10 protein-coding genes are annotated in these 12598 nt (G+C 60.8%); 7 read left to right on the forward strand and 3 right to left on the reverse strand.

Annotated elements, in window-relative coordinates:
- Positions 1-461: 461 nt before the first annotated feature.
- Both G9U53_RS32865 and pdxA read right to left on the reverse strand, forming a co-directional pair.
- A complete protein-coding gene (locus G9U53_RS32865) occupies positions 462-1229 on the reverse strand; it encodes a DeoR/GlpR family DNA-binding transcription regulator (RefSeq protein ID WP_003941419.1) in 768 nt (255 codons plus the stop codon).
- A 28-nt stretch (positions 1230-1257) separates the two neighbouring features.
- On the reverse strand, positions 1258-3510 hold the full coding sequence (pdxA, locus tag G9U53_RS32870; RefSeq protein WP_063316766.1) for a 4-hydroxythreonine-4-phosphate dehydrogenase PdxA: 2253 nt from the start codon (positions 3508-3510) through the stop codon (positions 1258-1260).
- A gap of 212 nt (positions 3511-3722) precedes the next feature.
- Here pdxA and G9U53_RS32880 point away from each other — a divergent pair, with 212 nt between their 5' ends.
- Genes G9U53_RS32880 through G9U53_RS32910 form a run of 7 tightly spaced genes read left to right on the forward strand, consistent with a single transcriptional unit; the run spans position 3723 to position 10711 of the window.
- Positions 3723-5300: an ABC transporter substrate-binding protein gene (locus G9U53_RS32880; protein WP_007732494.1), complete on the forward strand. Its 1578-nt coding sequence runs from the start codon at positions 3723-3725 to the stop codon at positions 5298-5300.
- A 4-nt stretch (positions 5301-5304) separates the two neighbouring features.
- The gene (locus tag G9U53_RS32885; RefSeq protein ID WP_082845814.1) at positions 5305-6309 is read left to right on the forward strand and encodes an ABC transporter permease; all 1005 of its coding nucleotides are present in this window, start codon (positions 5305-5307) and stop codon (positions 6307-6309) included.
- Positions 6309-7256 carry an ABC transporter permease gene (locus G9U53_RS32890; RefSeq protein ID WP_003941426.1) on the forward strand — a complete coding sequence of 316 codons (948 nt, stop codon included), beginning with the start codon at positions 6309-6311 and terminating at the stop codon, positions 7254-7256. Before G9U53_RS32885 ends, G9U53_RS32890 begins: the two co-directional genes overlap by 1 nt.
- A gap of 3 nt (positions 7257-7259) precedes the next feature.
- Positions 7260-8093 (forward strand): ABC transporter ATP-binding protein, encoded by an 834-nt coding sequence (locus G9U53_RS32895; RefSeq protein ID WP_007732500.1) that lies wholly within the window; start codon positions 7260-7262, stop codon positions 8091-8093.
- Positions 8090-8956, forward strand: coding sequence for an ATP-binding cassette domain-containing protein (locus G9U53_RS32900; protein ID WP_054782031.1), 867 nt, complete (start codon positions 8090-8092; stop codon positions 8954-8956). The genes G9U53_RS32895 and G9U53_RS32900 overlap by 4 nt, the downstream gene beginning before the upstream one ends.
- Positions 8956-9915: an aldo/keto reductase gene (locus tag G9U53_RS32905; RefSeq protein WP_042926594.1), complete on the forward strand. Its 960-nt coding sequence runs from the start codon at positions 8956-8958 to the stop codon at positions 9913-9915. The genes G9U53_RS32900 and G9U53_RS32905 overlap by 1 nt, the downstream gene beginning before the upstream one ends.
- Positions 9916-9949: 34 nt before the next feature.
- A complete protein-coding gene (locus G9U53_RS32910; RefSeq protein WP_007732505.1) occupies positions 9950-10711 on the forward strand; it encodes an aldolase/citrate lyase family protein in 762 nt (253 codons plus the stop codon).
- 63 nt (positions 10712-10774) lie between these two features.
- Here the strand turns inward: G9U53_RS32910 and G9U53_RS32915 are convergent, their stop codons facing one another.
- Positions 10775-12199: an aldehyde dehydrogenase family protein gene (locus G9U53_RS32915; RefSeq protein WP_007732506.1), complete on the reverse strand. Its 1425-nt coding sequence runs from the start codon at positions 12197-12199 to the stop codon at positions 10775-10777.
- Between the last annotated feature and the right edge of the window lie 399 nt (positions 12200-12598).

The raw sequence follows: 12598 nt of genomic DNA on the forward strand, positions 1-12598 counted from the left end.
GATCATTCGCGGATGTGAAGTACCAAAAAAATTTTGGCACTGACATTCATCGACACACTGTTGAGTTCTCAAAGAACACGCACACACCATCACCACGACCCTATGGCCGCCGCTCCGGGGCAACTTTCCCAGCCTATCCCAACCTGGTCACCGGCGCAAACCGCTGAACATTCGGGGAAGAACTGGAGGTGAAGCACAACCATACACGATGGAAACTACTTCGAAATTTGGTCAGGCACTTCGTACAACCTCGTGTCACTCGCCGTGAAGGCGGGAGTCGGTGTCCGTGTCGCTCTGACTTGGAATAAGTTACGCGTCCGCCGAAGTCTTTGACAAATCCACAGGTCAGAGACTCAGAGGTATCCATTTCCCCAGCAAGATTGCCCGTTTCAGTCGATTTTCACGAATTCGGACATCATGTGACGCCGGACACCGTGCCCGGATCGGCACGCAGCGGGAACTCACACCACTTGGACTCGGATACCTGCATCCTCGAACAACGCGACTTGCTTTGCGTCTACTGCAGCATCGGTAACCAGCACGGCCCCCGGCGGTATCGGCGCCCACGCATGGAAAGGACGTTCACCGAGCTTGGCGGAGTGGGCGAGGATGTAGACCTCGCCGGCACGTTCGATCATCATTTCCTTGAGCCGGGTCTGATCGAGCTCAGCTTCACAAATACCCAGGTCAGCCGTAACTGCATCGGCACCGAGGAATGCCTTGTCAAACGACACCCGCTGCAGCGACGCTTCCGCCAGTGGCCCGACGAATCCTTGACTGAGCTGCCTCAGGGTCCCCCCGAGACATTCGACTCGAACGCCATCAGCGTCGGCTAACGCCTCGAGCGCCGTAAGCCCTGCAGCGATCACCGTCAAATTCGTCACGTGACGTAAGAACTCTCCCATCGCTCCGACGGTGGTACCTGCATCAAGAAGTACGGTTTCCCCGGGCCGAACCTGCTCAGCAGCCCATTCGGCGATGCCCCGTTTGGCGTCGAATCCCTCCATTGCGCGTTGACGCAAGGAGGATTCCGGATGAGGGTTGAGAGCAATCGCCCCGCCGTACGTTCGGGCAATTACTCCCTGGGCAGTCAACTGACTCAGGTCGCGACGAATCGTGGATGCAGTCACCCCGAATTGGGCAGACAGATCCTCGACACTGGCCAGACCGCTGGTGCGAGCGAGCCTCGCAATCTCCGACCGCCTCGCCTCCGACTCCCGGATGGCCATCGTTCCTCCCCCCTACAAACCCTGGTGCTTACTTGGAAACGAATGTGCTGGTTGCCAATTCGGCCGCCTGCCGCAGCGCTTCGACCATACTACCGGCCTCGGCGATGCCCTTACCTGCAATATCGAAAGCGGTTCCGTGATCGACGGAGGTACGGATGACAGGTAACCCGACGGTGATGTTGACGCCGGCCTCGATCCCGAGAACCTTGACCGGGCCGTGCCCCTGATCGTGGTACATCGCAACGATCAAGTCGTAGTCCCCACGTCCAGCGAGGAAGAATGCCGTGTCCGCCGGCAGTGGGCCGTGGACGTCGATTCCTTCTGCCTTCAAGAGTTCGACGGCGGGAATGATCTTCTGCTCTTCCTCTCCGTACCCGAAAAGCCCGTTCTCCCCCGCATGCGGGTTGATCCCGCACACGCCGATTTTCGGAGATGGATTGCCCGTGCGCACCAAAGCTTCGTGACCTCGACGAATGGTCCTCTCGACCAGGCCGGGCTCGATCCTGGCAACTGCATCGAGCAGTCCGATGTGAGTGGTCACGTGAATCACCTTGAGCTTGGGGGTCGACAACATCATCGACACCTCCTCGGTACCGGTCAGGTGCGCAAGCAATTCCGTGTGTCCGGGATAGATGTGTCCTGCCGCATGCAGCGCTTCCTTGTTCAGCGGCGCCGTGCAGATCGACTGGACTTCACCGCGTACGGCGAGTTCGCTTGCGACGCGGATATATTGATAGGCCGCATCCCCCGCGACTGCCGACAGTTCACCCCAGGCGAGATCCTCGGGTAGCAAGTCCAGGTCGATGACGTTGATCCGTCCATCGATGAATTCAGCATCCTTGATCTCCTCGATCGCGACCACGTCGACGTCGATTCCGAGCACCGTGGCAGCCAATCGCAAACGCTTCGCGTCGCCGACAACAACAGGGCGGCAACGCTTTCTCGTTTCGGCGTCGAGGAGTGCGGGGACGATCACTTCCGGTCCGACGCCGGCGCCGTCGCCCATCGTGACAGCGATCAGCGGCAGTGGAGTGGATTCGATTGACATGGGATTGACCTCGTTGTCTGAAGGAGTAACTGAAGGTGGACTGTCCGGAGCGGCGACCGGGGTGGGGTGCGCGAGAAACTTCGTTATGGAGAAAAGACTGTGTGCATTCCCGAAACTGCCTGGCCGCGTGACGATGTACCGTCCGGTGCGATCGACGGAAAGTACGGCGCCGTGTTCGATTTCGTAAATCGGTGACAGCGTGTCGATCCGCAGGCGGTCGAGAACGCTGCGCGCGGTTTCGCCACCGGTAAGTACCAGGTCGATCGGGTACTCGTCGTGGGAGAATCCTGCATCGACGGCAGCGATCAGATCGGCGAGAGCCGAAACGAGGTGGACGGATTCTGCAGGCACGACAGGTCCACTTACCGAAACCACGACGTTTCCGCGAACCAGTGCGTTCAGAATCGGAAGCGGATCGACCGAATGCGCCAGCAGCTCAGCACTGTTCACTTCGATATGATGCGCCCCTGAATCCCGAAGCAATGCCACTTGGTCCCCGGCAGACGCATCCGCCGTCCCCACGACGACCAAGGTAAATCGAGAAACACGAAGAGATGGGCACGCGACGGGTGACTGCACGGTTCTTCGTCGTGCCACTGCCATCGCGAGCGCCGAGGTTCCTACCAATCGAGAACCCCGAACCTCCTGTGCTGCAGCCACAATCAGTTCCAGATCACTCTCGGTCTCGACGTCGCAGATCGCCACCGACCCGGCTTCTGAGATCGACGCAAGAACCTGGCTCAAACGCCCGGAGCGAATGTCATCCAGCGATACGCCAGAAGTGATTGCCGACGGGCCGAGCGCCTCTGCAATCGACCGAGGAGTCGGCTTCGACTCCGCGCGCCACAGGTCGGTGGAGTGCAACGCAACCCCATCGACCAACACCACGCCGTCTTGCACTGTGCGCCCTTGTCTGGGCAGTCCGGCGGCGACGATGACCGGAGATCCGTCGCGGGAGAGTTCTCCAACCTCCGCTGCTATGTTGCCTCTGAGCAGGGAATCGATCTTCTTGACGATCTCGGAGCCGTCAGACGATTGCAGAACTGATCTCACGTCCCGAGAGGCTCTGGCGGGGTCGGATCGCCGTGAGTGCAGATCGAAAACCGTCACTCCTGATCCGTCGGGCGCATCTGGGCCGAGCCGAAGCGATATGCCCGAACTGCGGAGCAGAAATCCTGCGGCCGACTCCGCTGCTCCGGAAAGATCATCAGCGATGATTACCAGCGGTTTCATCGAATTCCTCGACCCCCTTTCGGTCTGAATCGAGTATGCACAGCATCGCAACCGATGCGCGAAGTACGCAATCGAAGTTACGGGACTTGCGCGAAGTGCGCAACAGTGCCATTGTGAGCTGAGTTACAAGCGAGAGCCCGACGCGATTGTTCACCAACAGTCCGCTCGGAGCGTCGCCCCCACGCTGCCCCGTCAGGATCGAAAGGTCACCGATGACCAATACTCGTTTGCGAACACCACAGCTCTCCCGGCGATCCTTTCTGCAGTTCACCGGGCTGATCGGTGGCGCAACGCTTCTGGGCACGACTGCCGCGTGCGCCGGCCCTACCGGGAAACCGACACAGGACACCCTGGTGCTCGGGCTGAACCGCTCGCTCGTCAGCCTCGACAACAAACTCAATCAATTCGACGCAGCAGTCACGGCTCAACGTGGCGTCAGACAAGGTCTCACCCGGATCGGCGACAATCTGACACCGCAACTCGTTCTCGCTGACAGGTTCGAATCGACCGGCCCGACCGAGTGGACGGTTCGACTCCGCGAGGGCATCCGTTACTCCGACGGCACACCTGTGCTGATCGACGACGTCACGACGGCAATGCAGATGTACCAGCAGGTCAGCGGATCGTTTGTCGCACCGCAGTTCCCCGAGTGGCCGACGGTCGTCCCCATCGACGATCGCACCTTCATCCTTCGGACGAATTCCCCGGTGCCGGTTCTGGACTCGCTCATGTCCAACATCTTGATCACCCCGGCCGCTGCCAACGAACCCAACGAACTGCAGAGCGGAATCGGGTCGGGACCGTTCGTCGTCAGCGAATCGAACCGGGGCACCGGCGATTACACACTTGTCGCCAATGACAACTACTGGGGCCCGGCCCCCGGCGTTCGTCGTGTTCAGGTCCGCTTCATTCCCGAAGAGGCCGGCCGCGTCGTCGCGCTTCGGAGCGGCGAGGTCGACGTCATCGACTCGATCAGTCCCGATTCCGCCGAACAACTCGCCGATCTGCCTGGTGTCCAGGTGGACACAGTACCGAGCACACGCATCAACCAACTGTTCTTCAACTTCCGCAAGCCCGCCGATCACCCACTGTCCAATCCGCGTGTCCGAGAAGCTCTCACGTATGCCATCGACGGTGAGTCACTCGCTCGGGACGTGCTGATCGGTTCCGCAGTCCCGGCCACCGGCCCCGCACCGTCGACCTTGGACGGAGCCGTGAAAACCGGTACTTACCAATATGATCCACGGAAAGCGCGGCAAATGCTCGAGGCCGAAGGTGCCGACGACCTCGAACTCACCTTCATCTGGGAAACCGGAGAGTTCACCAACGACGTCTCGGTGATGGAATCGGTACTCGAAATGATGAAGGCCGTGGGAGTACGCGTCAAACTCCAGCAGTTCGAACCGGGCGGTGACATCTCGTCCTGGCGCCAGGGCAAGACCGGCGACTGGGATGTGCTGGGCAACGGCTACGGCAACCAGACCGGACTTGCACTGACCACGTTGCAGGGGATGTACGCCGGCACAGCGGAGAAGGAAGCAACTCGCGACACCTATCACGGGTACGTCTTCCCCGAAATCACCGCGAAGATCCAAGCCGCATCCAGTGAACCAGACCCGACCAAGCGCGCCGCTCTACTCGACGCCGCACAACAAGACATCTGGAACACCTGGCCTTGCCTGTGGAGCTTCGTACCCAACGCACTCCTTGCGAAACGCACTCGTGTACAAAATGTTTCACTGACCCCAATCAACTCCTACGACCTCGGCGCCGTCCGATTGGAGGCCTGAGGCGATGACTCTCACCGCTCCGAAACCGCAAACCGCTCTCGGAATCTCTCCGCGTCGACGCACAAGGATCAACCCGACCGTCAAATACGTGCTCAAACGTCTGGCACAGAGTGCCTTGACGATCTTCCTCACGCTCACAACAGTGTTCGTCCTGATCCGAATGGCACCCGGCGATCCTGCCTACGCCTTGGCCGGACCGCTGGCCAGCACCGAGGATCTCGCACAGATCCGTGCTGACATGGGCTTGGACAAGTCGGTGTTCTCCCAATACCTGATCTACCTGTGGGACCTCGTCCACCTGAATCTCGGCACGTCGTACTCGTTCCAGGCGCCGGCCATGGACGCTGTCCTCGGCCGTCTCCCGTACACCATCACCCTTGCCGTCAGCTCCATTCTGTTGACCGCCGTGCTCTCGATTCCGCTGGGCGTGTGGATGGCCCGTCACGCGGACACCAGACGTGAACTCGGTGCGAACGTCGTAGCCGTCGGCGGGCAGTCCATGCCGGAGTTCTGGAGCGGCCTGATGCTGGTGACGATCTTCGCGGTCTTGATCCCAGTACTCCCGGCAGCCGGCTTCACCACGTGGCCGTCGTTGATCCTGCCTACCGTCACCATCGCCATCCTTCAGATCGCGTTGATCTCCCGGATGGTTCGACGCGAAATGGTCTCGGCCTTCGCTTCTCCGTACATCACCGTCGCACGCTCTCGCGGAGTATCGGAACGCGAACTCACCTGGCGATATGCGATGCGTAATTCGGCGATTCCGATCATCACCGCGCTGGGCACCAGATTCGCCGGAATGCTGAACGGCGTCGTGGTGGTCGAGGTCGTGTTCGCCTGGCCTGGTGTCGGCTCGCTGGTGGTCCGCGCACTCGAGACTCGCGACTACCCGCTCATCCAGGCCACCGTACTTGTCACCGCGGTTCTCGCCGTGCTCGTGCAACTGGCAGTGGACCTCCTCTACCCCCTCCTGGATCCACGCGTGCGACTCGGAAAGGGCGCCAACTAATGACTACCGTCTTGGAACCTCCAACAACTCCACGCGCCAGCGCGGTCACCGAGGCAGACTTCGCACGCGCCGGAGCCACGCGCCGTAAGCGAGACAGCCGAGTCAAGATCTGGGCCGGCTCGATCTGCGCGCTCCTGGTGATTCTTCCTGTTGCATTGGCCGGGCTGCTCCCCCTTGCAGATCCGAACCAGACCAACCTGAGCAGTCGACGGCTACCGCCCCTCACCGACGGCCATCTGTTCGGCACCGATCAGTTGGGACGAGATCTGCTCTCACGGATCCTGCACGGCGGCCAGGTGTCTCTGACGATCGGTATTCTCGCCGTGATCGTCTCCGGCGTCATCGGCATCGTCGCCGGATCCGCCGCGGGGTACTTCGGTGGTTGGGTCGACACCGTGATCTCCCGCCTACTCGAAGCACAGCTTTCTCTGCCTCTGCTGATGATGCTGCTTCTCGTTGTTGCGCTGTTCGGCCCGTCCATTCCCGTCATCACGTTTGTCATCGCGATCGCACAGTGGCCCGAAGTCGCACGGTTGACTCGCTCATTGGTACTCGTCGAACGCGAAAAGCCTTACGTAGCTGCAGCTCGAGTCCTCGGACTTACCCGCATGGCCATCCTGCTTCGTCACGTCATTCCCAACATCGTCAAGCAGGCATCGCTCGTCGTCCTGCTGCTGCTCGCGCAGGCCGTACTGCTGGAAAGTTCGTTGAGCTACCTCGGCGCCGGACCGCAACGTCCATTCGCTACCTGGGGACGAATCATCGCCGACGGCCAGGACTACATCACCACGTCATGGTGGATCGTCACGTTGACCGGTCTGATGATCGTGCTGCTGGTCGTCGGAGTGAACCTACTCGGCGATGGTCTGCGCGATCGTCCTGCAGGTTCGAAACGACTGGGCGCAAGCCTGTTCGGGCGTGGCAGCGCCCAGAAAGCGAAGGCGTGAGACATGGGAAATCTACTACGGGTCGACGATCTCCAGATCGAACTTGTCACGGCGAACGGCGTCATCCGAGCCGTCGACGGCGTGTCCTTCTGCATCGACGCCGGTGAAACCGTCACCATCATCGGTGAATCCGGCTCCGGAAAGTCGACGACAGCCATGGGGATTCTCGGACTGCTTCCGGACGATCTTGCGGTTCTTTCCGGGAAAGCCGTGTTCAAGGGTCAGGACATTCTCGGAAACACGAAGATCCTGAACGATATTCGCGGAAAACACATCGCGCTCATCCCCCAGGACCCGATGACGGCTCTGAGTCCCGTCCACACCATCGGCAGCCAACTTCGAGAAGCAGTGCGCCACAGCGGTGTGACCGCGAAGAAGCAACAAATCGAGCGGGCAGTGCAACTGCTCGAGCAGGTACGCATTCCGTATCCGGATCAGCAACTCGACAAGTACCCGCATCAACTGTCGGGTGGAATGTTGCAGCGCGTCCTGATCGCCGGCGCTCTTGCTGCCGGCCCCGAACTGATCGTGGCCGACGAACCCACCAGCGCACTGGACGTAACCGTTCAGGCCGGGATTCTGGATCTTCTGCTCGAGTTGCAGGAGCGCACCGGGATCGGAATGCTGGTCATCACTCACGATCTCGGAGTTGCGCGGTTGGTCTCCGATCGCATCTACGTGATGAAGGACGGACGTTTTGTCGAGACCGGTAGTGCCGACGTTCTCGTCGACTCACCGCAAAGCGCCTACACACAAAAGCTTCTCGACGCCATACCTCAACTGGGGCCTTGGGACGGCGACCCCGCCCGTTCAACACAGATCGGAGCCTCGGCATGACCCGCCACGAAACGCCACTTCTCGCCGTCGAAGATCTCGTGGTCGAGTATCCGGTTCCCGACGGAGTTTTCCGAGCCGTGGATGCTGTGAGCTTCTCGGTGGAAAAGGGCAAGACCTTGGCCATCGTCGGCGAATCCGGATGTGGCAAGTCGACCATCGCTCGATCGATCGTCCGACTCCTCACACCGACCAGTGGACGCATTCTCGTCGACGGCAATGACATCGCGCAGATGTCGGAGAAGTCGCTGCGCCCCTACCGCTCTCGCGTTCAAATGGTGTTCCAAGATCCGTACGGATCGCTCGACCCTCATCTGACTGCCGAGGACATCATCGGAGAACCACTGCGCCTCAAAGGTGTTCGGAGCAAGTCTGAACGCGCAAAGACAGCAGCAGAACTCGTCGATCGCGTTGGCTTGCCCAGCTCGGCACTACACCGGCGTCCGGCGGAGTTCTCAGGAGGCCAACGTCAGCGCATCGGAATTGCTCGTGCACTTGCCAGCGGACCCGAGATCCTGGTCTGCGACGAAGCGACCAGCGCTCTCGACGTGTCGGTGCAAGCGCAGGTACTCGAGCTCCTACGTGAAATTCAGGCCGATACCGGTCTGACGTACGTTTTCATCTCACACAACTTGGGCGTCGTCCGAGAAATCAGCGAGACCCTAGTCGTGATGTCGAAAGGAACCATCGTCGAATCCGGTTCCACAGACACAGTTCTCGCCAGTCCGCGCGAGCCGTACACCCGCGCACTACGAGGCGCTGCTCTCGATCCCACCACCATGGTCGGCATCAAACCACGCCACGTGGTGGCAGCCCTGTCCAAGAACTTGCTAGCCAAGCAGACCGAATCACGAGGAGTTGCCTGATGACCGCCCCACTCGAGCTTCCGAAACTGGTGCTCGGCACCATGACATTCGGAGACACGGTCGACATATCGGGCGCCGGATCGATGCTCGACGCAGCACTAGGCGCCGGTATCTCTCACATCGACACGGCCAACGGCTATGCGGGCGGCGAGTCCGAGCGCATGCTGGCAAAGCTGCTCCACGGCCGACGCGATTCCGTCACTCTGGCCACCAAAGCGGGAATGCCGCATCCCGATGCCGGCGACAACAGCCCACTCTCGACAGAGGGGCTCCGAGCAAGCGTCGAAGGAAGCCTGCGCAGACTCGACACGGACTACGTCGACCTGTTCTATCTCCATCAGCCGGACCGAACCGTCACGCTGACCGAAACTCTCACCACCGTCGCGGAACTGGTTGCCGAGGGCAAGATCCGCACACTCGGCGTATCCAACTTCGCAGCGTGGCAAATCAGTGAAATCAACTACACCGCAGACACAGTCGGAGCTCCCCGACCGATCGTCGCACAGCAGCTCTACAACTTGCTCGCGCGTCGCATCGAAGAAGAATACGCAGAATTCGCGGACGTGACCGGACTGACCACCATGGTCTACAACCCACTCGGTGGGGGTCTGCTCACGGGGCGCCACACCTTCGACGAAAGTCCCGCCGACGGCCGATTCGGCGACTCACGTCTTGCGTCGATGTACAAGGAGCGATACTGGAACACACAGATATTCGACGCGATCGCTCAACTGACGGCAATCGCAGAGCAGTCGGGCATCTCCCTGACCGAGCTTGCGTTGCGCTGGCTGGTCAGCAAGCCCGTCGCCGGATCGCTGCTCCTCGGAGGATCCAAAGTAACGCACCTCGAATCCAATATCGCGGCCATCGGGCGAGGTCCACTCGACGCCTCGACCGTCGAAGAGTGTGATCTCGTCGGTGCCGCCCTACGAGGCCCCATGCCCAACTACAACCGCTGAAACACCCGACCTTCATCAGGAAGAGTTCTTCACTATGTCAGCACAGGAATTCGCCGCACGCATCCGAGGACGCGAACGCATACTCGGATATTGGTCCGTCATCGACAGCCCGATCTCGACCGAATGGATCGCGCACGTCGGCTGGGACTACATTGCCCTCGACATGCAGCACGGCCTGATCGGCTATTCGGGGATGGTCGCCGGGCTCACCGCCATCGACTCGTCACCGTCCACCGTCGGGATGGTGCGCGTCGAGGCAAACAATCCGACACCCATCGGCCGTGCACTCGACGCGGGCGCTGTGGGCGTCATCGTTCCGCTGATCAACAACGCCGAAGAGGCAGCGGCCGCCGTGGCAGCCGCCAAGTATCCGCCTTTCGGCATCCGCTCCTACGGACCCATGCGCTCGCAACTCCGTATCGGCCCCGTTCCCGCCGACGCGAACCGCGACACCGTTGTATTTGCGATGATCGAGACCCCACAGGGTCTGGCGAACGTCGAAGAGATCTGCGCAGTGCCCGGATTGGACGGCGTGTACGTCGGGCCGTCCGACCTACGAATCGCCGTCGGAGGTAAGCACTCCAACGATCCGGACGTCGCCGAGGAATTCGAATCAGCGCTCACCAGGGTGCGCGAAGCTGCCGCCGTCAGCGGAGTCGCTGCGGGAATCCACACACCTTCCGGTCAGGTTGCGGCACAACGGCTCGGGGAGGGCTACACGTTCGCGACCGTGGCCTCGGACCTGACACATCTGGCGAACATCTCGGCTCAGCATTTGGATGCCGCCAAGTCCTGATCCGGGTACAAAAATGGCGATGCTCCCGCACTTGGTACGGGAGCATCGCCATTCTCGAACAAACTATCTCTGAATCGCCTTGATCTCGAGGAACTCTTCGAGCCCGAACGTGCCGGCCTCGCGCCCGACGCCCGACTGCTTGTACCCACCGAACGGAGCATTCGTGTTGAAGGCGCCGCCGTTCACCTCGACCTGCCCGGCACGCAGTTGCCGTGCGACGCGATCCGCGCGATCGGGGTCACCTGACCAAACGCCACCGGCCAGTCCGTACTCGGTGCCGTTAGCGATCCGCACTGCGTCGGCCTCGTCTTTGTAGCCCATGATCGAGAGGACCGGTCCGAAGATCTCCTCGCGCGCAATGGTCATGTCTTCGGTCACGTTCGCGAACACCGTCGGACCGACGAAATATCCACTGGCCAGACCGGTTTCGCGACCGTCGACAACCGCGGTGGCACCTTCCGACACACCCTTCTCGATGTATCCGCGAACGCGTCCCAGCTGATTCGCGTTCACCAGAGGACCAAGCACCGAAGTCGGCTGAGTCGGATCACCTACCGGGAAATGAGCGGCGACCGCAGCAGCAATTGCCGCTGCCTCATCCACCTTCTCCGCGGGAACCAACATACGCGTCAGCGCCGAACAGGTCTGGCCCGAGTTGATGAAGCACTTTGCGACGCCGTCCGTGACAGCCTTTTCGAGATCGGCGTCGTCGAGAATGACGTTCGCCGACTTGCCACCCAGCTCCAGCGAGACCTTCTTGATGGTGTCCGCGGCAACGATGGCCACTCGCTTGCCTGCCCGAGTCGACCCGGTGAAGGAGACCATGTCGACTTCCGGGTGGCCGGCGATGGCTTCACCCACTACCGGGCCGTAGCCACTTACCAGGTTGAATACACCTGCAGGCAAACCAATTTCGTCGAAGATGTCAGCGAGAGCGTACGTGATGAGTGGCGCAACCTCGGTGGGCTTGAGAACCACGGTGCAGCCCGCCGCGAGCGCACCGCCAACCTTCAAGACAACTTGGTGGAGCGGGAAGTTCCAGGGAGTGATAGCGCCGACAACACCCGCAGGTTCGCGAACAATCAGCGAATTCCCGACCTCGTGAGCGTCGAAATCATAAGTGCGAGCCAATTCGGCAAATGCATTCAAATTCGCGAGCGGCATTCCGATTTGCACGGGCTTCGCGAATCCGATCGGCATGCCCATATCCTGCGAAACCAGCGCCGCAAGATCATCGGTACGTTCGGCAATAATCGCCGCGGCTTTGGAAAGATATTCGGCTCGCTCGCCGCCGGATAGTGCAGACCAAGCGGGGAAAGCCTTTCGTGCTGCCTTCGCGGCCGCATCGACATCTTCGACAGTGCCTTCGGCGACAGTTCCTATCAGCTCTTCGGTAGCCGGATTGAGAACGTCGATCCGACCGCTGCCAGTGGATTCGATCCAGGCGCCATCAACATAGATTTTGGTGCGGTCGAGAATATCGGTCATCGAAGCCTCCGTAGTCATCACGCGTGCACAGGTGAGGTGGGCCCGATCACACGGGGCACCTCTTCCGAGCCTAGCCACGCTCGACGGGTTCCGTGGCAGGTTGGTGTCGAGATTGACCTTCGACTGACGAGACCTGTGGTGCGCGCACGCTTTTCAGTGATGGTGTGAACGTACCGTTCCCCTCGTTGAGGAGGGTGAGAGTGTCGTTCACTCCATGCCGGGGTGCCGGCGGGGGTGCTCCCCGCCCCTTTGATGGTGCGAACGGTGCGTTCGGTCGATCTGAGGCGACGAAAGTACCGTTCGCTCGAAGTCGGGGGTGCTTTCGGGGGGTGTTTTGGGTACGAGAAAGCCCCCCAACCAGTACTGGTTGGGGGGCTTCTCTAATGTGTGTTCGGCGGT

The organism is Rhodococcus sp. D-46, from assembly GCF_011290655.1.
Taxonomy (GTDB): Bacteria; Actinomycetota; Actinomycetes; order Mycobacteriales; family Mycobacteriaceae; genus Rhodococcus_F; species Rhodococcus_F qingshengii.